The organism is Ahrensia sp. 13_GOM-1096m, assembly GCF_000620605.1.
Lineage (GTDB): Bacteria > Pseudomonadota > Alphaproteobacteria > Rhizobiales > Rhizobiaceae > Ahrensia > Ahrensia kielensis.
This window is the reverse complement of record NZ_KK211156.1, coordinates 44,415-69,672: the sequence shown is the minus strand read 5'-3', so window position 1 is coordinate 69,672 and position 25,258 is coordinate 44,415. Positions and strand designations below refer to the sequence as shown.

Here is a 25,258-nt window from a genome sequence, read left to right as displayed (position 1 = left end):
TCTACTCCGCTGCTTCCAAGCCACCTTCAATAGGTGAATGGAAGCGTACTTTGCCTGCACGCGTTTCAGGACGTTTACGTGTCAAAGCCAACAAGAACCCAGCGGTCAAAGCAACCGCGATCATGGATGAGCCGCCATAAGAAATGAATGGCAGTGTCATGCCCTTCGCAGGCATCAATTGCAAATTAACCGATATATTGATCATCGACTGAAAGCCGATCAGGATGACAAGACCAGACACGGCAAAACGGCGGAAATGGTCAGTTTCATTAAATGAGCGCTTCAAACCATAAAGGACGATGAAGGCAAAAACAGCCACCAAAACCATACATAAAATAATGCCGTATTCTTCGCCAAGAACGGAGAAAATAAAGTCCGTATGGCTATCTGGAAGCACGCGCTTAACGGTGCCTTCGCCCGGCCCTTGGCCAAACCAGCTACCGCGCACAATCGCTTCGCGCCCCATATCAACCTGAAATGTATCGCCTTCTCCGGTCAAAAAGCGGTCAATACGTCCGGCCACATGCGGCAGCGCATAATAGGCAGAAAGAAGACCAACCGCACCAATACCGCCAAGCACAACAATCCATAACCAAGACATGCCAGCCATAAAGAACATGGCACCCCAAGTACCGGCGAGCAAAATCGTTTGTCCCAAATCTGGCTGCGCTACCAAAAGCCCAACGATTGCAATGAACAAAATTCCAGCAAACAAATTGCCCGGTATATCAGGGCGGCGTTGGCGCTCTGCAAACATCCAAGCACAGATAACCACGAAGGCCGGCTTCATAAACTCTGATGGTTGAAGCTGAAAACCAAGAATGCTGACCCAGCGGCGCGAGCCTTTGATTTCAACACCAAAAAACAGCGCCATAACCATAAGTACAATGGAACCTGCCAACACAAGTAGCGCAAGTCTGCGCACATGGCGTTCTTCAAGAAAAGAAACAGCAATCATAACGGCTATCGAGGGCAGCAAGAAAACGGCATGGCGTTTGACGAAGTGAAAACTATCCAAGCCAATGCGCTCGGCCACATTCGGGCTCGCGGCAAAGGACAAAACCATTCCAAAGCCGATGAGCGCTAAAAATGCGACCAATAACCAACGGTCGATGGTACGCCACCATTCTGCGCCTGCGCTGCGGTCACTGCGTACATACATTAGCTTTTCCCTTCCACTTTTTCTTCAAGTGGCAATTTTTCAACAGCTTCAGTAAAAGCTTCACCGCGTTTTTCAAAATTCGAAAACTGGTCAAAGCTTGCCGCTGCCGGTGCCAGCAATACCACAGGTTCATGGTGCGAACTTTGCGCCGCATCTGCCGCAGCATGTCGAACTGCAACATCCAGCGTTGCCGAAATCTCATAAGCAACATCTTCGCCAAGGGTTGCAGCAAAAGATGGTGCTGCTTCTCCAATCAGATAGGCTTTTGCAATATTGCCAAACAAAGGACGCAGCGGTTCAATACCGCCCTCTTTTGCAAGCCCGCCCGCAATCCAATGGATTGAACTAAAGCTAGAAAGCGATTTCTCCGCCGCATCTGCATTGGTCGCTTTACTGTCATTGACGAATTTGGTTTTCCCGCGCTCCGCGATAATTTGCATGCGGTGAGCAAGGCCAGGAAAAGATTTAAGCGCAGCCGTCATATCCTGCGCGCTTAGCCCCAGAATACGGCCCGCAGCGGTCGCTGCCAAAGCATTCTGCATATTATGTGCACCGCGCAGTGAAGGCGCATCACTCAAATCAAGCATATCGCCATATTGCTCAACATCGATAAGCATCGCATTTTCAATACGTGCAGCAATGGCAGTCGACCATTTGTCGCCAACACCAATCACGCCCTGCACAGATTTAGCAGCGAGCTGCTCTTTAATGGCCGCATAGTTTTCCATTGAACCGTGACGATCTAAATGGTCTGGCGACAGGTTCAGCAATATGCCCACATCAGGGTCAAGCGAAGGGGCAAGATCAATCTGATAAGATGAACATTCAATCACATAAACGCGCCCATCTTCAGGCTCTTCGAGCGCAAGCACTGGAACGCCAATATTGCCGCCCATTTGGACATCACGTCCAGCTTCCTTAAACAGATGTGCAACTAGCGCCGTTGTTGTTGATTTGCCGTTCGTTCCGGTAATCGCAACAAGCTTGGCTGTCGTTTCTGCATCACGGCGCTGACGGCAAAATAATTCTACATCGCCAATGATTTCCACACCGGCACCATGGGCCAAATCAACCGACCAATGCGGCTTGGGATGTGTGAGCGGAACGCCGGGCGATAGAACGAAACTATCAATTCCCGACCAATCCACGCCGTGCAAATCGGTACAATTGATGCCTTTGGCCTGCGCCCGCGCGACACTGTCAGGATTATCATCCCAAGCAAAAATCTCTGCACCACCAGCAACCAGCGCTTCGGCAGTCATAATGCCAGAGCCGCCCAATCCAAAAAGGGCAACCCTTTTACCAGCCATGACTGTCAGCTTAATCATCGTTATTGCCTAGCGAAGTTTTAGTGTGGACAATCCCACAAGCGCAAGAATGAGAGCGATAATCCAAAAGCGAATAACAACTTGGCTTTCGGTCCAACCCTTTTTCTCAAAATGGTGGTGAATAGGCGCCATCAGGAATACGCGCTTGCCAGTCATCTTAAAATAACCGACCTGAATGATCACGCTGAGCGCTTCCATAACAAACAGGCCGCCAATAATGCCCATAACGATTTCATGCTTTGTCGCCACAGCAATAGTGCCAATCAATCCGCCAAACGCGAGAGAGCCTGTGTCACCCATAAAAATCGCAGCTGGCGGTGCATTGAACCATAAAAAGCCAAGGCCAGCGCCCATTAATGCACCCACCACAACGGCCAAATCACCTGTGCCCGGCACAAAGTGAATCTGCAAATAATCGGCAAAAATCGCGTTACCGCACAAATAGGCAATAATACCAAAAGCGCCTGCCGCAATCATGATCGGCACAATCGCCAACCCATCAAGACCATCAGTTAAATTCACCGCATTACCCGCGCCAACGATTACAAAAGAAGCCATTGGAATGAAGAAAATGCCGAGATTGAATAGGAAATCTTTAAAGAACGGGAATGCAAGACTTGAGGAGAAAGGTTCGCCGCCAGCCTTCATGATAATGTAGGATGCAATACCAGCAATAATGAACTCAAGAGTGAGACGCATTTTGCCTGAAAAGCCTTTGTCTGACTGCTTGGTCACTTTCAAATAATCATCATAAAAGCCGATTGCGCCAAAGCCGATCATTACCATCATGACAACTTGCACATAGGTATTGCTCAAATTGCCCCAGAGCAGTGTCGCAACAATAATACCAACAAGTATCATCAAGCCGCCCATTGTCGGCGTACCCGCTTTTTTCAAATGCGTTTGTGGACCATCGGCACGAATTGGCTGGCCTTTGCCCTGCCGCAATTTAAGCGCTGCAATAATGCGCGGGCCAAATAGAAACACGATAAAAGCGGACGTAATTAACGCGCCGCCGCTGCGAAAAGTGATGTATCGAAACAAGTTAAGAACTTGAAACTGGTCAGCGAACTGCGTCAGCCAGTAGAGCATTGTAGAATTCCCCTTAATTACTGCCGAGCAGCATTACCCTGTTGTTACGCAGCGCTATACGCTTTCAAAAGCGCTTTAACAATTTTTGAAAACCCAATACCATTAGACGATTTCACCATGACCACATCTCCTGCAGAGGGAACTTCGGTAAATTCTTTGGCCAAACCATCCGCATCTTCAAAATAATGCGTATTAAATTCTTCGCCAAGAGCCGCCTCAAGCGCAATCATTTCTGAGCCCGCAAGATAAACATCCTTAATCGCGAAACGCGCCAAAGGATCAGCAAGGGCCGCATGTAGCTTTTGTGAAAACTTGCCCATTTCAAGCATGTCGCCAAGCACAGCAATGCGGCGGCCACGCCCTTTCGGGTTCATCGAAGCCAGCATTTCAAGCGCTGCCTCCATAGAGGCCGGATTAGCATTATAGCTCTCATCAATCAGCGTGAAAGTGCCGCCCGAGACTTTCAATTCATAATGGCGGCCACGTCCATCGGATGCGGTCAGCCGCGCCAAAGAATGGCTAACTTTGCACATATCCGCCTCAACCAGATGAGCCGTTGTCAAAACAGCCAGCATATTTTGAACAACATGCTTGCCCGGTACACTGACCTTGAAAGCAACTTCCTGTCCAAAAACCTTGGCAATCGCCGTTGTGCAATCGTCTAAATATTCTGCATTTTTGAGCACAACGTCGCTGCGCCGGTTCGCACCGTAACCAACAATGTTTTTCACACCTGATTTTTCAGCAATTTCGCTCAGCAGTTTAAAACGCTTATCATCCCGATTGATAATTGCAGTGCCGCCGCGAACAAGCCCGCTGAAAATTTCGCCCTTAGCATGGGCAATATCGTCGAGCGTTTTAAAATGCCCCATATGGGCCGCAGCAACCAATGTAACGATGGCAATATGTGGCTGCACCATTTTCGCAAGCGGTGTTATTTCACCAGCATGGTTCATGCCAATTTCAAATATGCCGTACTCTGTTTCTTCCGGCATACGCGCCAATGTTAGCGGTACGCCCCAATGATTATTGAAGGAGGCCGCAGAAGCATGAACCCTGCCGCAGGTAGCAAGCGCATGTGCCAGCGCATCTTTTGTCGTGGTTTTACCAGCCGAACCAGTTACCGCAATAATTTTTGCTTTGGAGCGTGCGCGAGCCGCTTTGCCTAAAAGTTCCATCGCATGCAGAACGTCATCAACAACCATGAGCGGTGTTTGTATCCGGCCAAGTGATGGCAGTCTTTTCTCGTCAATAACCAAGACAGCTGCACCTGCAGCCGCAGCCGCTGTGGCATAATCATGCCCGTCAACACGGTCGCCTTTGATCGCAAAAAACGCCTCGCCCTTTTGAAGGGTGCGCGTATCAATCGAAATGCCTGTGATCTCATCTGGAACGCCGTGCACAGGCCGTGCATGCATGGCCTCAACCATCGCTTGACCTGTCCATAATGGCATTTCACCAATCGGACCAACTTCCTCAATAGCACTGCGCGCTTCTTCATGATCTGAAAACGGATGCTTCACACCATTGATTGTTTGGCCCGTTTCATGGCCCTTGCCTGCGATAACAAGCGTATCGCCTTTGCCAAGATTTGAGATCGCTGTGCGAATAGCTTCGCGGCGATCACCAATTTCCACCGCACCATCTGCAACGTCCATAATGGCACGGCGGATAAGTGCTGCATCTTCCGTGCGCGGATTATCATCGGTCACATAAACAACATCAGCAAGCCGCACCGCGATTTCGCCCATGATCGGACGTTTGCCCGTATCGCGGTCACCGCCGCAGCCAAACACCACCGCAACCTTGCCTGTCGTAAATGGGCGAACAGATAGCAGCACTTGTTCAAGCGCCTCTGGCTTATGCGCATAGTCTACATAGACCAGCGCACCATTTTTCGTTGTGCCAACATGCTCCAGCCGGCCCGGCGCACCCTGCAACACCTCAAGTGCTTTAAATGCAGTTTCAGCAGCCACACCCGTTGCGATACAAAGTCCGGCAGCAACCAACGCATTGGCAATTTGGAAGTCACCTGCAAGCGGCAATTCAATACGGTAGATTTTACCACCCTGCGCAAGTTCTGCGATTTGGCGGTGCCGTTCGTGCTCCACACGCTTGAGCGTAATATACTCGCCTTTTCGCCCAACCGTCATCACCGACAGGCCAGCCTTGGCAGCAGCATTGATGGCTTTTTCTGAATAAGCATCATCAGCAAAAATAACAGCCGGAGATTTTGGGTCCATCAAAGTATCAAAAAGGCGCATTTTAGCAGCCAGATAATCTTCAACCGTTGGATGGTAATCCATGTGATCGCGGCCAAGATTGGTAAATCCTGCAGCGGCCAGTTTCACACCGTCAAGACGTCGCTGTGTTAGTCCATGACTGGACGCTTCCATCGCAACATGTGTCACACCTTCAGCTGCCAGATTACGCATTTCAATGTGCAACACCACAGGATCAGGCGTTGTTAGCGAGCCTTCAATCGAGCCGCCCGGCCGTTCAATGCCGGTTGTACCAATACTGGCAGCCTGCAATCCTGAAAAAGCATAAATTTGGCGCACAAAAGCTGCAACCGACGTTTTGCCAGCGGTGCCAGTAACAGCAACAACAGTTTCTGGTTGCGGGCCATAAAATGCAGCGGCTAAAAGCGCTAATGTCCGGTGCGGGTCAGGCACATGCAGAACGGGCACACCAATATCACCCAAATCATCATTAGGGCCGCATACGACAATCAAAGCACCTTTTTGTACCGCATCCAAAGCAAACTGCGCGCCATTGGCTTTTACGCCTGACAGCGCAACAAAAATTTCACCCGTAGAAATCTCTCGTGAGTCAGCGCTCACCCCATTGGCCTCGATTTCAGGCAAAACAGCGCCTGATTTCAGTTCCAGTGCATTATTAAGTATAGGAGATAATTGGGTTAAAAACATTTTTGTCTCGAAATCAGTGGAATCAGCTCGGCTTATACGCTGCTTAATACGACACTTGTAAGGCCTCGCGATCATTATGGAATTTAGGCTGTATACCAAGCAATGAAGCTGAACGGCGAATTATGCTCTGAACCATAGGTGCCGCATTTAATCCAGCTGTCGCACTGTACTGGCCTTCCACCGGTTTGGGCTCATCAACGATTGTCAAAACGACATATTCAGGATCATCAATCGGGAACGCTGCCAAGAAGGCATTAAAGCGGACATTACTGGAATATTTTCCATTGATAACTTTTTCGGCTGTGCCTGTTTTACCGCCCATATAGAAGCCATCAACTTCGGCATTGCGGCCAGAGCCCTGCTCCACATTCAAGCGGAATAGATAACGCATTTCAGCGCTTGTCTTAGCTGAAATAACCTGTTCGCCCATCGCATCGGCTTCTTCTTTTGTGCGCGGCAAGAAAGTCGGCTTGATCAGTTTGCCCCCATTAACGAGAGCCGCAGCAGCCATTGCCGTCTGCAAAGGTGTCGTTGTTACACCATGGCCAAAGGAAATCGTGATCGAGTTGAGTTTCTTCCACTCTTTAGGTTCAAGCGGACGGGCCGTCTCTGGCAGCTCAGTTTTAAGCATGTCCAGCAGGCCAAGCTTTTTCAAAAAATCACGATGCCCTTCAATGCCAACAACATCGGCCATTTTTGCCGTACCAATGTTAGAGGAATATATGAAAACTTCCGGTACAGTCAGAACACGCTTTTTGCCGTGGAAATCATTGATCGTAAAACGCGCAATTTTGATCGGCTTACTCGCATCAAAACGGCTATTCAAATTCACCTTGCCGCTGTCCAACGCCATTGCGGTTGTAAACGCTTTAAACGTTGAGCCCATTTCATAAGTACCCGCCGCCATACGGTTCAGCCGGTCTTTATCATTAGCGTTAAATGGATTGTTCGGATCGTAATCCGGTACAGATGCCATGGCGACCACTTCGCCCGTTTTTGCATTCAAAATAATAGCACCAGCAGCAATGGCTTGGTACTTATCCATCGCGGTCATAAGTTCATCACGCAAAATATGCTGAACACCTGCATCAATCGACAATTTGACCGGTGCAAGTTCTTCAGAAGCATCTAAACCCAGAGCCTGCAACGCGCCGATACCTTGGTTATCGATGTATTTTTCAATTCCAGAAATACCTGCATTGTCGATATCGACGAGACCAAGAATATGGGAAGCGTTTGGGCCGCCGGGGTAAAAGCGGCGCGTTTCATTACGAAACCCGATACCTGGAATACCAAGCGCTAAAACTTGTGCTTGTTGCTTCGGCGTTATTTCACGGCGCAGCCAAACAAACCCAGCACCCGAAGATAATTTTCGGTGCCATTCCTTATAGTCCACATTAGGCAATACGCTTGTTAGCGCCTCAACAGCTTCATCTGGATCAATGATACGGCGCGGTTCACCGTACAGCGATGCAACCCGAATATCAGACGCCATGATTGCGCCATTGCGGTCAACCAAATCAGGTCGAGCAGCCATGTTACGGTTAATCGAACCGTAGCTGCGCCCCTGCTCAAGGTCAGTCATACCATATTGAATAAGCCGCCCACCAATGACGCCATAAACAGCAATAAAACATCCCATCGCAATGACGACACGGTTTCGGCTTGATGCCGCTGAGAGCGCAGGCTTATGGCCTTGATCAGATGAGCGCCGTAAAGGTTTGGAAAAAGGAAACCGCATTTTAATTGCTTTGCCCTTCTTCAATGGAACCTGTTTGCAGATCATCGATTGCTTCACCCGCGATGAGATCGCCAATTCCATCACCGGGCGCAAAGACCGGCACATCTGGCAATTCATCTGCTGAAATAATCTGATCTGCTTCCGTGACTTGCAGTCCCAGCTCTTGCTCATAACGTTTTGCAAGTTTCTCAAGCCGTGCTGGATGGCTCAAAAACGCCCAATCCGCCTTTAAAAGCTCAATCGTTTCGCGCTCTAGTGCAATCTTATTTTTTAGCTCACGTATTTCAGTCAGCTTTACTTCGGCTTCGTGCTTGACCTGATAGGTCCACGTTGCAGCCGCAATCACCAGCCCCAGAAACAAAAGATTTATCCAGCGCATCATGTCAGCGTCTCCGTCGCGTTGAATTGTTAGTCGCAGCGTCTGAAAAGCGCGGCCAAGGCAGATTAGGTAATTTGAAAATCGAGAAATCGAGATCGTCGCGGCTTGCATCTGTGCGTGTGCCATGACGCAGCTTTGCAGATCGCGCGCGCGGATTAACCGCCGTCTCTGCTTCACTTGCACTCAACATGGCTTTGCCATCAATTGAATAGAGCATGGGTACTGGAACAGATGCAGGCAAGAAGCGTGAACCGCCAACATTGCCCGTGCGATCCTGAAAATATCTTTTCACAATGCGGTCTTCAAGTGAATGGAAAGTGACCACAACCAGCTTCCCACCAACAGCAAGAACCTTTTCGGCTGCGTATAGCGCATGGGCAAGCTCATTAAGCTCATCATTCACAAAGATACGTAAACCCTGAAATGTGCGCGTTGCAGGATGAATTTTATCGCTATGTTTTCGCGGCGTTACTTTTTCAATATGTTTGGCGAGCTGCAAAGTTGTTTCAAAAGGCACCTCATCACGCACATCAGCAATCGATTTGGCAATACGGCTGGCTTGCCGCTCTTCGCCTAAAATTCCGATAATACGAATGAGGTCGTTGACTGCAAATTTATTGACCACATCGGCAGCACTAATACCCGATTGCGCCATACGCATATCAAGCGGACCATCAAAACGGAACGAGAACCCACGCTCGGCCTGATCGAACTGCATCGATGAAACACCGATATCCAAAACAACACCGTCAACCGATCCTGCTTCAAAATGTTCATCCATTGAGGAAAACGGCGCTTGAATGAGCGACAATTGCCCAGCCCGCTCGCTCACCATCGCGCCAGCATCTGCAATCGCATTGGGGTCTTGATCAAAACCGGTCACGCGCGCGCCGCGGTCCATAATCGCTTTTGAATAACCACCGGCACCAAAAGTACCATCAATAATGTGCTTGCCTTCGCGCGGCTCAAGCGCATCAAGCACTTCTGGCAGCATGACGGGAATATGCGGCGCTTCTGCGCTTGTGTGAATATCAGCTTCGCCGGTCATGAAACTTGCTTCCCTGCATCCAGATTGCGCTTTTCCAACAGTCGTGCGCGCACCTGTGCACGATGATCTGCGAACTGATCGGGGTCCCACATCTGAAAAAACTGTCCACGGCCCACAAAGGCGATGTGATCCTTGATGCCCGTATGTTCGCGGATAAAATCCGTCACTTGCAATCGGCCCGACCCATCCACTTTGAAAAAAGCCCCATCGCCGTGACAAAATATCGACATATCGTCGGACGAGCGAAGAAAGGGATCGTCGAGCGCTATTTTCTCTTCGTATTTTTCCAGAAGGTCCATGCCGCCCGTGTCGATGGCAGGCATATCGATTGATTGCAAAGCGTAAAGGTCGCTCAAACCCTTCAATTGCAGAACGGAACGAAATTGCGCAGGAACAGAAACACGTCCCTTCGCATCGATCCGATTGACTGCATTTGAAAGAAATCGCTCCATCAGTCCCACTTGCACCTTTTGCGTGTCCGCAAGCTTCATATGAAAGCGCAGACAAACAACTTTCCCCACACAATCGATACCAATTACGAATTCCCGCAAAATCGGTAACGCTGCAACACATAGCCTAAACCCTTGCATCACAGCATTCAGTTTGGACATTGCGCTGCTTTGCGCGTGACCCGCCAAAGGCGAATACCGTACCAAATACTGAGAAGCGCATGACTGAGAACCGGGCAAATCAAGCTGCCTTATGGGGTAACATGGGCAAACATGGGCGTCAACGGGAATGCCGTGTTTTAAGCACACCAATCACCACCCACACGAATCAATAGAATTGCCCAAAATCCATTTATGATTGGTTAACCATGAGGCGAAAATCGCCATTTATATTATCATCCATAACAACATTGCATGCGCTCACATTTCTGTTACGCTTTCTAGGTGTCGTTGGTGGGGACTAACGTGGGGGTTGAGGAATTGAAGTTTGAAATACGTATTGCTGCGGCAGCATTTGCCGCGCTCATGGTCACATGCGCACCTGCATCTGCCAAAACATGGCTGAAGACAGGTGGAGCATCAAAAACACCATTTGGCCATTATGAATATTGCAAACGCGGCGGCAGCCATTGCGGATCACAACGCGCAGTAGCACCAGCGCAGATGACTGAAAGCCGATGGGCTAAAATCCGCCGTATCAATACGGCTGTCAACAAACAGATCAAGCCTGTTCTGGATATCAATAGTCGCGGCGTCAATGAATATTGGGAAGTCCCAAAAAGCCAAGGCGATTGCGAGGATTACGCACTCCTCAAGCGCTCAAGAATGATGGCAGCAGGATTTAAAGCCTCGCAACTGCCACTCACAAAGGTGCGCTTACCAAATGGTCAGGCCCATATTGTTTTGATCGTGCGTACAAATCAGGGCGACTACATGCTTGATAATTTAAGCAACCGCGTTCAGCCCGTTAGCAAAGTGCGTTATCGCTTTTTGAGTATGCAAGCCTCAAACAATGCCAATAATTGGCTGACGATTAATGGAAAAACCAAAACCGCGGCATTGCAATAATCATACGATAAGGGGCCGTTCCAGCTGAGTTTAAAATGGCACCTTAAGGTCAGCAATGCGGGACCAAGCGACACTTTACCAACCACACACAATCACCTAAATAGGACAACAAATCATTGGACCCGAAGATTATATTATGGCGGAAATTCCAATCAGGTCGTTCCTTGCATCGCTCGTCGCTGTTCGAAAAACTGAGACGCAGCATGAGGTTCTGCTCCTAAAAAGAACGCAGACCCTGATAGGTGAGTGGTGTCAGGTGGCGGGCAGCATCGAAGAAGGTGAAGCGGCTTGGCAAACAGCCTTACGAGAACTTGATGAAGAGACTGGCTTACAGCCTAACGCTTTGTATTCGGCGGATACTTGCGAGCAATTCTATGAAGCGGATCGTGACGCGATTACGATAGCGCCCGTATTTGTCGCATTCATCGATAACTCCGCGACGGTGACACTGAACCATGAACACAGCGACTACCGATGGGTTAGTTTTGCGGAGGCCATTGAAATGGTAGCCTTTGGTGGGCAACGCCGCGTTCTTAGTTGGATAGAAGACGAGTTCGTTAAAAGAACCCCAAACAAGCATCTTCTAATTGAAAGCAACTAGAACGACGTTGGCTCGGTAACTATGGGCTCCAAACAGACATTCGTTGTTTCTCAAACCTTCGTTTGTGAAAGGCTCTAAGTTGGACGTTTTAGCCATCAACTTCTGTATCTTTACCGTTTCATGAACAAAACAGCACAAATGGGTGGTGAAAATGTGGGTAACTTTCATTAAAGTGTCATTTCGCACTCAACCGGAACTGCCCCTATAGGCCCGAGGTTTCACGGGCCTATAGGATAAATTAAAGATGTGTCAGTTGGCCTGTAAGCCGGGTTCTGTATGGCGCTGAAATCAGCACGTGGCGACCATTCATCTGGGACGCATATTGCTATGCGCCTCTTGCAACCTACCCGGATGGCTCGCGAAGAGCCGCGCAACAAAGTTGACGCCATCCCTATTCGGTCTTGCTCCCGGTGGGGTTTACCCTGCCATGATTGTTACCAATCATGCGGTGCGCTCTTACCGCACCCTTTCACCCTTACCCCCATGATGCGAGCATCTTGAAGGCGGTTTGCTTTCTGTGGCACTTTCCCTAAGGTCACCCTCGCCGGACGTTATCCGGCACCGTTCTCTGTGGAGCCCGGACTTTCCTCACCGCACGTCTTTCGACATTGATACGGCGCGGCCGCCCGGCCAACTGACACAATGGGTCTGTAACCGCATGACCAATTTGACGCAAGCACGAGATTAAGCAGCTCTTGTTATTATGTAAGCCTTGAGACCATATCATAGCGCCCTGCATGTTCTGCGATACGGTTCAGCGCTAAAGCAGCTTCTGTTATGTGCAATGCTTCGCCGCTAAGTTGATCCGGCGATTTCCCCTCGCCTTGCGCAGCTTGCCGAACAGCATCAATGCCTGCGGCAAAATTTATACGCGATGGATAAGCAGGCAATCTATCATTTTTAGTATGCGCATATTTTAGCCGTGTTCCAGCATGAGGTTTCATTGGCATAAACCGTCCGCGCATAGCTTCCAGCCGTCTGAAAACCTTAAACATGAATGAGAGCGGCTGATCCTTGCGTTCAAGAAAAATATCGGATGCATCGTCCCAGAGATCCGCAACAGTAAGCGTGCCATCCTCGCCCATAATGGTTAGAGAACGATCTTTGGGCGCGCAAAGACCACATGTCAGCCGCGCAACAACACCATTTTCAAATTCAAGAATAGCCGTCGAAAAATCCGGTGCCATGTCACCGACAGCAATATCAACGCCCTTATCCATGAACAAAGTCGCCGACATGCCCGTAATACGTTTGATGGAACCGAACAGGCCGATCAGCCAAGACAGGCTATACCCTGCATGTTCCAACGTGCAGCCGATCTCGAATTCATGCTTACCTGGCCATGCAGCACCGCTTATGCTGCGCCATTCTTGCCATTGCTCACGAAAAACCGCCCCATCTTCCATTTCAGCATAGACGAGTTTTGGTTTGCCAATTTTATTATCGTGGAGTGTGCTTTGGGTCGCTTTATAAGCATCGCAATAAGCATTTGCCGGTGCGCCGCCCAATACGAGCCCTGCCGAATGAGCCTGCGCCACCAATTTGCGCGCATCATCAATATCCATCGCCAATGGTTTTTCGCAATAAACATGTTTGCCAGCAGCAAGCGCGGCGGAAGCGATTTCATAATGCGTTTCCGGTGTGGTCAGCACAACAACCAGCTCAACAGCGCTATCATTCAAAACCGCATCAAGCGATGCATAGGATTCCACTGAATAATAATCGCAGAACTGCGCAAGACGTTTTTCATCAATGTCAAAAACACCAGCCAGCGACAAGGACGCAGCAGCTTTAAGCGTTTTCATATAATAATCGGCAACAAAGCCTGTCCCGATAATAGCAAATCGCATTGAAAAATTCCTGTTTTGGGTAACGCTACAGGAAAAGCGTTGAAATGCAGTTAGCAAGCTGCGCCCGCTTAATCTTTCACTTCTGGATTAAAATCCACAGCCTCATAATCATCTTCATCCGTCAATTGCGGACCGGGAATGACATAAGCGCCTGAGAGCCAACGGTTAAGATCAATATCTTTGCAGCGCTTTGAGCAAAATGGATACGTGTCGCGTGCACTATCGCGCGAACATTCAGGACATTTAACTTTAGGGCGTAGAGGCTCGACTTTCGAAGACATTAGTTTGTTCCGCTAAGCCAATTAAAATGCACATTAAAGCCCTCGTCTGTGAGCAACTTTGTAGTCTGATAAAGCGGCAGACCAACGACATTGCTATAAGAACCAACCAGCTTGACCACAAATGTGCCAGCCAAACCTTGTATTGCATAGCCGCCTGCTTTGCCGCGCCACTCACCGGAGGCAAGATAGGCATCCATTTCATCGCGCGGAATACGTTTAAAACGCACTTTCGTTTCAACAACATTTGAGCGCGATTTACCCTTCGGCGTAATCAAGCAAATGCCGGTATGCACTTTATGCGCACGGCCAGATAACATCCGCAGCGATTGTGACGCCTCATCCAGCAATTCTGCTTTTGGCAAAATATTACGGCTAACCGACACCACTGTGTCAGCGGCCAAAATATAAGTGTTTTCTAATGTCTCGCCATCTTCGCGCATAAGTTCCAGCGTGCGGTGCGCTTTATCATATGCAAGACGGCGCGCCAGCGAACGTGGATGTTCGGCGCGCTGCGGTGTTTCATCAACATTCGCAGGTAGCAATCTATCCGGTTCAATACCGGCCTGCGCCAATAATTCGACGCGTCGGGGCGAACCTGAGGCAAGTACAAGTTTTTGAAAAACACTCATGCGGTGCGTTCGCCCAGTAAAAAAGCTTATTTAAAGCGGTAAGTAATGCGACCCTTAGTCAGGTCATACGGTGTCATTTCAACAAGCACTTTATCGCCTGTGAGTACACGAATACGGTTTTTGCGCATTTTACCAGCGGTATGAGCAATGATCTCATGATCATTTTCAAGCTTCACGCGAAACGTCGCGTTCGGCAACAATTCCGACACCACGCCGGGAAATTCCAAAAGTTCTTCTTTTGCCATGCTTTAATCAGCACCTTCTAAATATTTCAGTTTGGACATATCTGCCCCTGTTTCACGTTCATCTATAACATGAAACACGCTTTGAACAGACAAAATGATCAAGAAGGCTAATCGGTTCCCCGTTAGCCCTTCCAGTGTAGAACGCATACAAGCGTAAATAGACGCCGCGCCGTATCAAAATCAACAGCCACTTTGCCATCAAGGCGCTGCATCAGCGTTTCAGAGCCTTCATTATGAACCCCGCGCCGCGCCATATCAATAGTCTCGATCTGCGTTGTTGAAGCTGTTTTAATAGCTTCATAATAGCTTTCGCAAATCATAAAGTAATCACGCACAATACGGCGAAACGGACCAAGCGACAAAATATGCGTTGCAACTTCGCTGTCATCATCAAGTGTAATGTCGAGCACCAGCTTATTATCGATGACCGACAATTTCAGCTTATACGGGCCCTCAACAACATCATCGCCAACGGGGCGAAAATTGTTTTTTTCTAACACATCAAAAATCGCAACGGCGCGTTCATGCTCAACATCAGGCGTAGAACGACCAATAGACTGACCGAAAGTTAAGTCGGTCAGACGATCATTGGCACCAAATTCTATTTCACCCGAAGACATCTGTGTCCGCGCTTTCTATAGATTTAATCTGATGGAGACAGAGCGCCCATGCGCATCCAGTCCCTCGGCTTTAGCCAAGCGAATAGCAGCAGGACCAAGTTCACGCAATTGATCAGGTCCAAGCTTAAGCAGCGACGTCCGCTTCATGAAATCAAGAACACCTAAACCAGATGAGAAACGCGCCGAGCGAGCTGTCGGTAAAACATGGTTAGAACCACCGACATAATCGCCAATCACTTCTGGCGTGTGGCGCCCGATAAAAATGGCTCCAGCATTGCGCACTTTCGTGGCAAGTTCGTCGGCACGGTCACAAGCAAGCTCTAGGTGCTCTGCTGCAATCCGGTTGATCAGCTTTAATGTCTGGCTGGAATAAATATCATCCACATTAATGATGGCACCAAAATCCTGCCAGCTCGCTGCGGCGATCTCACTACGGCTAAGCGCTTTTAGCTGGCGTTCAACAGCCGCAACCACCGCTTCGCCAAAAGCTACATCATCCGTGATCAAAATAGACTGGGCACCGCTATCGTGTTCAGCTTGCGCCAACAAATCAGCAGCCACCCATTCAGGATCATTGTCTTTATCAGCAACAACAAGCACTTCTGACGGACCGGCAATCATATCAATGCCGATTGTGCCAAACACTTGCCGTTTAGCTGCGGCCACATAGGCATTACCTGGCCCAACGACTTTCGCCACAGGCTCAATTGTATCTGTGCCATAGGCAAGCGCTGCAACAGCCTGCGCACCGCCAACACGGTAAACTTCGGTAACGCCAGCCAAATGCGCAGCCGCAAGAACCAGCGGGTTCAGTTCGCCGCCAAGCGACGGCACAACCATGACAATGCGCTCCACACCAGCAACGACAGCTGGAACAGCATTCATTAAAACAGAACTTGGATAGGACGCCGTACCGCCGGGCACATAAAGCCCAACCGCTTCAACCGCAGTCCAGCGCGAACCAAGTTCAACACCAATCGGGTCCGTATAAAGATCGTCTTTCGGCAATTGGCGCGCATGGTGCGAACGAATGCGGTCGCGCGCCAAAGTCAACGCATCAAGCGTTTCGCCATCAACGTCTTTAAGCGCAGCTTCAAGCTCTTGCTGTGACACACGCATCGGCGTTTTATCATAATCAAGCTTGTCAAATTGCAGCGTGTATTTTTTAAGCGCCGCATCACCATTTTCGCGCACATCATCAATGATCGCGCGCACGGTTGCGTCAACATCAGCAGAAACTTCGCGCTTCATACCTAAAAAGGTTTTGAAGCGCGCTTCGAAGTCATCACTATTGGCGTTCAGAAAAATAGGCACAAGGCACTCCGATTGTGAAATTATGCCAAAGGATGACGTGGTTTGAATTTTGTTTCCCACGCAGAACCAAGATCGTTCAAGCGCACTTCAATACATTCAACATCAAGTTGAAGAATCGGGCCATCTGAAAAAACAATCTCAATCGTGCCAGCAGGAGCATTATCGGCATTAAACTGAACCGCGAGCAAAGATAACACCTGTTCTTCGCTGCCACGCTCAATGCCGCGCGTGCGCACCGCATTAACACCGGCAAATGTCAGCACAGATCCATGACGTTGATAGGAGTCTTTGCGTTCATTTTTCGCCGCATCCCAAGAGAAGCGGTTCAACACCAATGAAAACTGGCGACTAGCAGGTGTATATTCAAACATAGCCGGCTTACAGACAGCATCCTGCACATGTGCAGAAATGACCGCGAGGTCCGCATCGTCCATTGCTATCAGTTTTAAATCGGCCATCCCCGAGCCTCTATGTAATTATTCCAAACCAACACCTAGTACGCGTTATGTTGCATTGCAACATAAAGTCACATAACTGTAATACTCGCAAGCATGCTTTAGTGAGACATCCGTTCAACTTCAGCGCCACAAGCCTGCAATTTTTCTTCCAATCGCTCAAATCCGCGATCAAGATGATAAACACGGCTAACTTCCGTTACACCTTCGGCCGCAAGACCAGCAATAATCATTGTCGATGAGGCACGAAGATCCGTCGCCATCACCTGCGCACCTTTCAAAATAGGTACACCGGTTACAGTCGCCGTTTGGCCGGAAAGCGTAATATTCGCACCAAGGCGCGCAAGTTCGGCCACATGCATGAAGCGGTTCTCAAAAATCGTCTCAGTAATATGCGAAACCCCGTCCGCCTTTGTCATCAAGCCCATATATTGCGCCTGAAGGTCGGTCGGAAAGCCCGGAAACACTTCGGTTTTCACATCAATCGGACGCAAACCATTACCATTGCGGCGCACACGTAGACCGCCTTCTTCTTGGTTGATCTCCATGCCCGTTTGGCGCAGCGTTTCAAGCGCTGTCTCCAAAAGTGAACCATCGGCACCCGCAAGCAGCACATCGCCGCCAGTCATACCAACAGCCATCGCATAGGTGCCTGTTTCAATCCGGTCAGAAATGACACGGTGACGCGCACCAGACAAAGACGTAACGCCCTGAATTTTAATCGTTGTTGTGCCTTGGCCGGTAATTTTCGCGCCCATTGCATTCAAGCAATCAGCAAGGTTCACAACTTCCGGCTCACATGCAGCGTTTTCAATAATAGTATCGCCCTTAGCCAGCGATGCCGCCATGAGCATTACATGTGTTGCACCAACGGATACTTTTGGAAATTTATAATGCGTGCCCTTAAGGCCATTTTTCGCCTTTGCATGAGCATAACCGTTTTCCACCTCAATCTCGGCGCCAAGCGCTCTGAGCGATTCCAAAAACAGATCAACAGGGCGCGTACCAATCGCGCAGCCACCTGGAAGCGAAACAATCGCCTCACCCGTACGGGCAAGCAGCGGGCCAAGAACCCAGAAACTGGCACGCATTTTAGAAACAAGTTCATAAGGTGCGCGAATATCGACAATATTGCGTGCCGTGAAATGCACAGTACGGGCAAAATTTTGCCCTTCAGCACGGCGACGGCCGGTAACAGCATAATCAACACCATGATTGCTCAATATGCGTATCAATTGCTGAACATCAGCAAGATCTGGCACATTTTCCAATGTGAGCGTATCATCTGTTAACAACGATGCGATCATCAACGGCAATGCCGCATTTTTTGCGCCAGAAATCGGAATAATTCCGTTCAGCTTATTACCGCCAACAACTCGAATGCTGTCCATAAATCAATCCCGCAAAAAGCGGCCCCATAAATTATCGTGGCCAACGTAAAACCACATCTTACTAGCGCGTGGCTTTAGACCAACAAATGGGCTGGTTCAAGGCAAACTAACGATCAATAATGTCGTCAAAGGCAAAGCCGATAAACTTTAGCAAGACAAAATGAAGCTTAGAACTATTCTTTATCTTCTGTTTTTGCCGCTTTGATACCATCACGGCGTGCATCACCCTCGCATGCCCGCCGCGCCCGCGCTTGGCTTTTGCGGCGAGCAAGATTAGCGCGCAATTGTTCAGCCAATCGCTTGGCCTTGTCTTCTTTTTTCTTTTGATCACTCATATCAGTCTTCAAATATGGCATAGCAGCGCCAAATAAAAGTCTTTCTTTGCATCATCACCGATCAGATGTGTATGAGAGCCGAAAACCATCTTGCAACGGGGTTTGCCTTGTGGCATTAGCCCCGCACCCGCGAATTAAGTTTCATCGCATCTGCTGCCGTAGCTCAGGGGTAGAGCACTCCCTTGGTAAGGGACTGCTCTAAAGTTGTAAGTACTTGTTATATAACATGTACTTCATGGAAGAACGTTTGTTGGGTAACACCCTGGGTTACAGGGTGAGAAAATGGAAGCTGTCGTAGCTCAGGGGTAGAGCACTCCCTTGGTAAGGGAGAGGTCGAGAGTTCAAATCTCTTCGACAGCACCATTTCTCAAACAATTTCAATCAATTAGCTTTTTACCAATATCATATTATCTGTTACCCCGCTGTTACCCCAAAATAAAAATTCGTGCATAGTCCAACCCAAGACTGCTTTTTTTCCAACTGACAAGCTAACTTAAAAAAATATGAGTAATGTGCAGTTGAGTGAGATGAAATGGTACAGATCGGAGATATTGCGAATGTAATAGGTAGCGGCGACTTGTTTAACTGGGCGCCTCTAGATGACGAACTACAAACGATTGCTACAATTAAGGCTCTAAATTGGAAGCCTCTCGGTAAGCCATCTGAAGTTATTTACCACATGACCTCGCTGCTGACGGAGATCAAAAGAAAACGTAGCTTGCTGGGTTCAGATATCTCAGACGAAGATTTAGCCATCGCTTATCGCTGGATAAGGATGGAATTAAGCCGGCATGAGCGAGAGCCTGAGGTCACTCAAGCACTCTTAAATGATCTACAGCAAATCCAAAACGGGCTTGCAGCCACAACTGCGGCGTTGAACGCAAAAAAGGCGCGCCTCTCGCGAACTGAACACACTTTAAAAAATTGCGCAGCTGATCAATCGGCAGATATCAATCGTCGTCTAAACAACGAGACGCAGCAAGTTGAGCAGCTCCAAGAAATGGCAGATGAATTAGCTCTGGAGGAATTCATCCTGTCTGCGGCTGCACGTGAGGTTGGCCATTATATTACGAATACAAATGACGGATTACACGTTCAAGAGATAGACGCCTCCAAGGTCAGAAAAACAGATGAACCCACGATGCGGTTTTTAGAAAACCTCACAAAAATTTGGGCTGAATATGCTGATCCAGAACTGGGGTTACCTTTAAGATCAGAAGGCGAAACCAATCCATTTATTCGGTATTTGCAAAGCGGACTGCTATTTTTCAAACATTCCGATTTAACCCCTCTCCAACTAAACTCATTAGTTGCTCAGCATTTCAAAAAAGCACTTGTGTCTGAATAAGCCCCGTTTCCTATTTCAAAATATATACGAGTTCTTTCGGTTAAGCTTCATAGCATTAATTTCCACCGACTTCTAACGAGTTGAGATAACGCTCAAGCTCCTGCGATCGCACTACCGACCGTCTTCCAATTTTTACAATTTTGATCTCCCCGTATTTTACGAGTTGATAGAAAAGCGATCTGCTAATACCAAGTGCGCGTGCACCCTCATCTATCGAATATGCTAAAACAGTACTCATCTTGTTTTCTCCAACATCCATTTGAGAGAAAACTATCGACAGGCAGCATCATTTAAAATCTGGACATAGAAATTTATTTTTTTCAACGAGCGTCCACCCTCTCAAAACAGCAACTTTGGTCGCCCACATGAGCCGCCTCCAAGCTAACCTACTCTGGCGCTTTCGGCCAATTCTGTTGAAAAAGCCAGAGAATAGAAATTCATCCGAAAAATATAGAATGCGGTTTCGTAAACACGACTTCCAAGAAACTAAATTCCGTTTACAGGCGCGAATTCAAAAAAGTTTCTATAAAAACCATTTAGATGCGTTCAATATCGACTTTCTTCAACGGAATAGGCCCGAAGCTGACGTTCACAGTGCCTTTGCTGTAATTCGGTGCGGCTCTTAATTCCGGACATCGCTGCACTTGCTAGATCGGATGATACCGAACTATTGGTTGCGGGCTACATTTACTAATAAAGTTGCCTAAGACTGCAGAATATCGCAGCTGCATTTCTGATTACTTAATGCTTGAAAACTTAGACATCGGCGTGCACCTTGCAATGAACACATTTTCTGGGTGAACATTGAATGAATGTAGGATTGGTGAATTCTGTGCATGACGCAACCGCTTCGGCATTGGGGTTTCGATACCAAGAACGCTTCGCGCTGTTGGAATTACTCCGTGAGAAAGATGAAGAAGCGGCTGTTGCAATTGAAGCTCTGGACGATGTTCAGCTTACGGCAAACGGCACTGACATACTCGAACAGCTAAAACATTCGTTTGCGAAGCAACCGGCACCGATTGATATCAAGTCTACCAACCTCTGGACAACGCTGAGAATTTGGGCCGACCTACTATCTTCCGTTGACATATCAAGCACCAGATTTGCGCTGATAACTGTTGCGCCATTGTCCCAAGGTTCGTTGTTGGAGTGTTTGCAAACGATAGGTTCGGATCGCTCGGCACTGCAGAGCGCGCTTGTCTCGGAGGCCCAACGTGTCTTGGAAGAAGTGAGTGCGGCAGAATTGGCAGGTAAAAAAAGACCCCACGCAAAAAGGTTGCCCGGTGTTAATGCCTATTTGTCTCTCCCCGACAAGGAAAGGGAAGAGTTGCTTTCTAAGATCGTTCTACGTCCGGATGCGCCAAAAATAGACGCGCTGGAGGAGACATTTGCAAAAAGTTTGGATACGTACCCAGTAAGGCAACGAGAGACCCTTGCACGCAAGATCTATGAATGGTGGGATCGCCAGGTCTTGCTTTCATTTGAAGGCAAGAGAAATCGCTTCATCGCTCGCCATGAAATACTGGAGCAGTTGTCGGAGACCTGTGCGATGCTCCACACTGAGACATTGATGGACAGCTTTAGCAGCAAGCAGCCTCCCCTAATCTTTCACACCAACGAAATGCTGGCAAAACAGTGTGATCTGGTTGATGCGAAATCTGCAATGCTAAGGCGCGCACGCATCTCTGAATGGCAAGCGCGGAACCAACGCTCTCAATGGTCTATCGAAGCGCCATCCAAGCACAGCAAGATTGTCGATTATGATGAAAAGCTTGTTTTGGAGTGGGAGTATCAGCACGACACTGCATGTGAGAACGTAATCGCAGGTGATGAAACATCTCAAAAATCTCAGGGGCTAAATGTATTAAAATGGGCGTTGGAAGATGCTGCCGCAGAAGTTGGCAGTATTGAAAGTACCATAACATCCCCCTTCTATGTCCGCGGAAGCTATCAGGTCTTGTCCATTCAGGGGCGTGTTGGGTGGCATCCAGAGTACATTGAAAGATTGGGCTTCAAGAAATGACGATTAGCTATGATCTCTATGCTGAAACAAACCCAGCATTTGTTTCTTTCTTGTTGTACCGTTTCGTTAAGAGTTTTTCTGAAGGCACATCTCACACCCCACACATCAGCCTCGCGTACCTGACGGTGCCGTTGGCAATGTCTGAAAGGCTTGAAACCAGCTTTGCTTCAACAAATGTATCGACTGGCTTCCTGGCTTGGTTAAACCGCTTCCCAGAAAGTAGGATCGGTCTGCAAAGAGATGTTGCACACTCAAAGCATGTGACGACTGCGGGACTTCGGGCAGCACTTCACAGCCAGTTACTCAATATAAAACCCGATGGAACGTTGGGAATTGGCGTTGTTAAGAGACCACCAGAAAACGCTAAGGGCAAACTCTCTAGCGGACCCAAAAATGCGGTTTCCCGGGCTGAGCGGTTGGGAGTATGGATGTCACAGGTCGGCAGCCCCGCGTTAATCTTTTCAGCATTAGAGGTAGCGCCATGAGCCGTTGGAATATTGTGCAAATTGCTTTTTACGGGGTAGGAGAAAGCCGTAGGACAATCAATCTACGTCAAAATGACGTTACGATCCTCACGGGACGTTCAGGTACAGGTAAGTCAGCGATAATTGAGGCAATTGACTATTGTCTTGGTTCCGAGAGTTGCGATCTTCCATTCTTCGTTCGAAGACGGGCAATTGGAGTAGCAGTTCATTGGACTGATGGAAATATTGATATGCTGGTTGGACGTGTAGTCCCCGATGGAGGCAAAGGCACAGAGAAAATGTTTGTTAAAACTGGGGCAGGCTTAGCACTTCCCAGTTCGTTTGATCGCATGCAAGGACCAGCACCGCGCGCAACTGCCAAACAGTTGATCGAACGAGCCTTTAAGATCGCTGATATCGAAGACGCTGACGTCGATGAAAAATGGACAGTTGGCAAGGCAACAATTAGGCACATAACGCCTTACCTGTATCTCACATCAGATGTAATAATCAGTAAGTCAAAGCTTTTGCATGACTTTGATGACCCGAACAAAGTGCGCGATTTGAAGGCTACGATGCCGTACTTCTTGCAAGCTGTTGATCAAGAAACCGTGTTGATACAACGAAAACTACGGCGGTTAGAGGCCGCTTATGGCCGGCTGGAACGTCAGTCGAAAAGCCAGCAAAAAAGTCGATCGATGGTAACCGAAAGAGCATTGGCGCTTCTCACTCATGCGTCTGGTGTGGGACTTGTCGATGCTCCGTCGCCTGAGACCAGCGAACCAGAATTATTAGCTTTACTTCGAGAAATAACAGACTTTGACATCAATCGAACAGATGTTGAACTTGGCGATCAACTGGGACCACTGGAAGAAGCTCGAAAACAGGCCGTACGTTCTGTTTCGTCCAAACGTGAAGAACGGAATGCACTACGCGCATTGGTCAAAGACTCTTCGGGGTTCGAAACGACAGTCTCCGAGCAATATCAAAAATTGAAACTTGTCGGGCACTTGCGCCTAGGTGCGGGCGTATGCCCCGTTTGTCAAAATCCCAGCGAAGTCGGCACCGAGATCGCGAATGCAATATCTAATTCTTTAAGCATAATTCAACAAGAGGTGGCGTCTGTCCAACAAGTTGCTCCTGAATTAATCGAGCAATTGGAGCGAGCAGAGGACGATCTAAAATCGACCAACTCGCGCATCCAAGAAATCGAACGTCAAATACGGGGTGCTATTCAACAGAATGATGCTCTTAGGCGTGCCGACGATCTCGCCCAAGCGCGTGCGATGACTATTGGTCGAGTAGAGCAGTTTCTAGAAACCACTGTGGAAGATTTTCAACAACCTTCGATCAATTTGGGTGATCTTCAAAGTCAGATTGACGAGTTGCGTGACTTAGTTGATCCGCAGGCGCTGCGCGACAAGATAGCAGACGCAGAGAATATGGTTTCAAACTACTCGACGGAAATGCTGGCGCAGTTACCATCCACTGAGCCATTGACCGGTGCTCGAATGCAATTTCTAGCTGATGGGAGAATTAAGATCATTGAATCGGTGCGACAACGCTCGCTACATTTGGTCGAAGTAGGTTCAGATCAGAACTATCTCGCTATACACTTGGCGCTCCTATTCGGTTTGCACAAGCATTTTGAACAGGTTTCGTCGCCGATACCGGGTTTGTTGGTGATCGACCAGATAAGTCGCCCCTACTATCCAAAGGATGAAAAAGCTGAAGATGAGCGTGATCTTAGCGAAATGAAAGACGATGACGACCGGCGTGCCATGACCCAGATCGTTGATTTCATCTTTGCTGAAACAGCTAAGGCAGCAGGTCTGCAAGTCCTGTTAATCGAACATGCATACATGGCAAATGACGCCCGATACGTTGATGCAACTGTGGAACGTTGGACGAAGGAAAACGGGCAGAAACTGATTCCAGATGATTGGCCTGAACGTGGTGAGTAACCAGTATCGAAGATGATTGTGCATTCAAGGTCCGCTTTCGCGACCTGTGCAATCTTCTACGGCAGTGCAGCGAAATAGCTGCACCCCGCCCTTATTATAGCCAATCGATTGGATCGCATTCCTGGAAGCTTTGAGCAAACCAACGATTACAAAAATGAGCGATTTTTGTCGCCGACTTGTCTCATTCGAAGGCAATTGTTTGGTGAGCTTGACTGCAATATTTACCGTCGCGTCCGAGCCATACTCAGCGAACTCATCGCATCAACAGAACACGATCTGTCATTTTACGTTGGCCAATATGCCAATGTTGAGCGCGAACGAGCTAGGCAGGTCGTCTTTGTTTGGAGGCGATAAATTACTTATTGGCTGCCGTATTTATCAACGCTGACGGGTCGCCTGATATCGTATTCTAAGAAAATACAGTTTTTGCCTGCTGATTTTTTGCTTTTAGCGCGAACGCCCCCGTTACTGTATCAAAAAATAACACAAGACCTTCACTTTGTAACACAAGACCTTCAAATTTTAAAAAGCAGCTCTA

At 48.5% G+C, this 25,258-nt stretch carries 24 protein-coding genes, 1 tRNA gene, 1 other RNA gene and 1 pseudogene; 7 read left to right on the top strand and 20 right to left on the bottom strand.

Translation table 11 applies throughout. The features are described from left to right. Position 1 precedes the first annotated feature (1 nt). The 9 genes and pseudogenes from ftsW to mraZ all read right to left on the bottom strand — a co-directional run bounded on the left by ftsW (position 2) and on the right by mraZ (position 10,132). Positions 2-1,162 (bottom strand): putative lipid II flippase FtsW, encoded by a 1,161-nt coding sequence (gene ftsW, locus N530_RS0114125; RefSeq protein ID WP_018688427.1) that lies wholly within the window; start codon positions 1,160-1,162, stop codon positions 2-4. Continuing rightward, positions 1,162-2,490 carry a UDP-N-acetylmuramoyl-L-alanine--D-glutamate ligase gene (murD, locus tag N530_RS0114120; RefSeq protein ID WP_026481216.1) on the bottom strand — a complete coding sequence of 443 codons (1,329 nt, stop codon included), beginning with the start codon at positions 2,488-2,490 and terminating at the stop codon, positions 1,162-1,164. Before murD ends, ftsW begins: the two co-directional genes overlap by 1 nt. A 9-nt stretch (positions 2,491-2,499) precedes the next feature. Then, positions 2,500-3,582 carry a phospho-N-acetylmuramoyl-pentapeptide-transferase gene (mraY, locus tag N530_RS0114115; protein WP_026481215.1) on the bottom strand — a complete coding sequence of 361 codons (1,083 nt, stop codon included), beginning with the start codon at positions 3,580-3,582 and terminating at the stop codon, positions 2,500-2,502. A gap of 44 nt (positions 3,583-3,626) precedes the next feature. After that, complete coding sequence (locus tag N530_RS19380; protein WP_256374336.1) at positions 3,627-5,036, bottom strand: UDP-N-acetylmuramoylalanyl-D-glutamyl-2,6-diaminopimelate--D-alanyl-D-alanine ligase; 1,410 nt, start codon at positions 5,034-5,036, stop codon at positions 3,627-3,629. Between the two features lie 24 nt (positions 5,037-5,060). After that, positions 5,061-6,512: pseudogene (locus tag N530_RS19375) on the bottom strand (UDP-N-acetylmuramoyl-L-alanyl-D-glutamate--2,6-diaminopimelate ligase); the annotation flags it as partial. A gap of 43 nt (positions 6,513-6,555) precedes the next feature. Further along, entirely contained in the window at positions 6,556-8,259 is a 1,704-nt protein-coding gene (locus N530_RS0114105; RefSeq protein ID WP_081774021.1) for a penicillin-binding protein 2, read from the bottom strand. Beyond that, a complete protein-coding gene (locus N530_RS18275) occupies positions 8,255-8,635 on the bottom strand; it encodes a hypothetical protein (protein WP_035267247.1) in 381 nt (126 codons plus the stop codon). The genes N530_RS0114105 and N530_RS18275 overlap by 5 nt, the downstream gene beginning before the upstream one ends. Before the next feature lies 1 nt (position 8,636). Beyond that, positions 8,637-9,680, bottom strand: coding sequence for a 16S rRNA (cytosine(1402)-N(4))-methyltransferase RsmH (gene rsmH, locus N530_RS18270; RefSeq protein WP_051540986.1), 1,044 nt, complete (start codon positions 9,678-9,680; stop codon positions 8,637-8,639). Next, positions 9,677-10,132, bottom strand: coding sequence for a division/cell wall cluster transcriptional repressor MraZ (mraZ, locus tag N530_RS0114090; RefSeq protein WP_026317269.1), 456 nt, complete (start codon positions 10,130-10,132; stop codon positions 9,677-9,679). Before mraZ ends, rsmH begins: the two co-directional genes overlap by 4 nt. A gap of 477 nt (positions 10,133-10,609) precedes the next feature. On the opposite strand from mraZ, the gene N530_RS0114085 reads away from it, so the two are divergent. Then, complete coding sequence (locus N530_RS0114085; RefSeq protein WP_202899087.1) at positions 10,610-11,197, top strand: transglutaminase-like cysteine peptidase; 588 nt, start codon at positions 10,610-10,612, stop codon at positions 11,195-11,197. Positions 11,198-11,333: 136 nt separating this feature from the next. Continuing rightward, complete coding sequence (locus N530_RS0114080; RefSeq protein WP_026481211.1) at positions 11,334-11,798, top strand: NUDIX pyrophosphatase; 465 nt, start codon at positions 11,334-11,336, stop codon at positions 11,796-11,798. 245 nt (positions 11,799-12,043) lie between these two features. Here N530_RS0114080 and rnpB read toward each other — a convergent pair. The 10 genes from rnpB to N530_RS0114030 form a co-directional block, all read right to left on the bottom strand. Further along, an RNA gene (rnpB, locus tag N530_RS18770) (RNase P RNA component class A) lies at positions 12,044-12,436 on the bottom strand. A gap of 63 nt (positions 12,437-12,499) precedes the next feature. Then, positions 12,500-13,648, bottom strand: coding sequence for a Gfo/Idh/MocA family protein (locus N530_RS0114075; protein WP_026481210.1), 1,149 nt, complete (start codon positions 13,646-13,648; stop codon positions 12,500-12,502). A 68-nt stretch (positions 13,649-13,716) separates the two neighbouring features. After that, the gene (gene yacG, locus N530_RS0114070) at positions 13,717-13,929 is read right to left on the bottom strand and encodes a DNA gyrase inhibitor YacG (protein ID WP_026481209.1); all 213 of its coding nucleotides are present in this window, start codon (positions 13,927-13,929) and stop codon (positions 13,717-13,719) included. Next, positions 13,929-14,558 (bottom strand): Maf-like protein, encoded by a 630-nt coding sequence (locus N530_RS0114065; protein WP_018688438.1) that lies wholly within the window; start codon positions 14,556-14,558, stop codon positions 13,929-13,931. The genes yacG and N530_RS0114065 overlap by 1 nt, the downstream gene beginning before the upstream one ends. Positions 14,559-14,584: 26 nt before the next feature. Next, positions 14,585-14,803, bottom strand: a complete 219-nt coding sequence (gene infA, locus N530_RS0114060) for a translation initiation factor IF-1 (protein WP_018688439.1) — start codon at positions 14,801-14,803, stop codon at positions 14,585-14,587. A 122-nt stretch (positions 14,804-14,925) separates the two neighbouring features. Then, a complete protein-coding gene (locus N530_RS0114050) occupies positions 14,926-15,423 on the bottom strand; it encodes a UPF0262 family protein (RefSeq protein ID WP_018688441.1) in 498 nt (165 codons plus the stop codon). A 15-nt stretch (positions 15,424-15,438) separates the two neighbouring features. Continuing rightward, positions 15,439-16,737, bottom strand: coding sequence for a histidinol dehydrogenase (hisD, locus tag N530_RS0114045; RefSeq protein ID WP_026481208.1), 1,299 nt, complete (start codon positions 16,735-16,737; stop codon positions 15,439-15,441). A gap of 20 nt (positions 16,738-16,757) precedes the next feature. Next, complete coding sequence (locus tag N530_RS0114040; protein ID WP_026481207.1) at positions 16,758-17,195, bottom strand: DUF2948 family protein; 438 nt, start codon at positions 17,193-17,195, stop codon at positions 16,758-16,760. Between the two features lie 98 nt (positions 17,196-17,293). Then, positions 17,294-18,583, bottom strand: a complete 1,290-nt coding sequence (gene murA, locus N530_RS0114035) for a UDP-N-acetylglucosamine 1-carboxyvinyltransferase (RefSeq protein WP_026481206.1) — start codon at positions 18,581-18,583, stop codon at positions 17,294-17,296. A 173-nt stretch (positions 18,584-18,756) separates the two neighbouring features. After that, a complete protein-coding gene (locus N530_RS0114030; RefSeq protein WP_026481205.1) occupies positions 18,757-18,939 on the bottom strand; it encodes a hypothetical protein in 183 nt (60 codons plus the stop codon). Positions 18,940-19,206: 267 nt separating this feature from the next. Between N530_RS0114030 and N530_RS0114020 the strand changes: the two genes are divergently transcribed. Continuing rightward, a tRNA-Thr gene (locus N530_RS0114020) sits at positions 19,207-19,281 on the top strand. Positions 19,282-19,450: 169 nt separating this feature from the next. Beyond that, positions 19,451-20,266, top strand: a complete 816-nt coding sequence (locus tag N530_RS0114015) for a hypothetical protein (protein WP_026481204.1) — start codon at positions 19,451-19,453, stop codon at positions 20,264-20,266. Between the two features lie 55 nt (positions 20,267-20,321). Here N530_RS0114015 and N530_RS19550 read toward each other — a convergent pair whose 3' ends face one another. Then, positions 20,322-20,504, bottom strand: a complete 183-nt coding sequence (locus N530_RS19550; protein ID WP_018690352.1) for a helix-turn-helix domain-containing protein — start codon at positions 20,502-20,504, stop codon at positions 20,322-20,324. A 570-nt stretch (positions 20,505-21,074) separates the two neighbouring features. On the opposite strand from N530_RS19550, the gene N530_RS0114005 reads away from it, so the two are divergent. The 3 genes from N530_RS0114005 to N530_RS0113995 are packed head-to-tail and all read left to right on the top strand — an operon-like array spanning position 21,075 to position 24,720. Beyond that, entirely contained in the window at positions 21,075-22,292 is a 1,218-nt protein-coding gene (locus N530_RS0114005; protein WP_026481203.1) for an ABC-three component system protein, read from the top strand. Then, the gene (locus N530_RS19100) at positions 22,289-22,777 is read left to right on the top strand and encodes a three component ABC system middle component (RefSeq protein WP_026481202.1); all 489 of its coding nucleotides are present in this window, start codon (positions 22,289-22,291) and stop codon (positions 22,775-22,777) included. Before N530_RS0114005 ends, N530_RS19100 begins: the two co-directional genes overlap by 4 nt. Further along, a complete protein-coding gene (locus N530_RS0113995) occupies positions 22,774-24,720 on the top strand; it encodes a DUF3732 domain-containing protein (protein WP_026481201.1) in 1,947 nt (648 codons plus the stop codon). The genes N530_RS19100 and N530_RS0113995 overlap by 4 nt, the downstream gene beginning before the upstream one ends. Positions 24,721-25,258 lie beyond the last annotated feature (538 nt).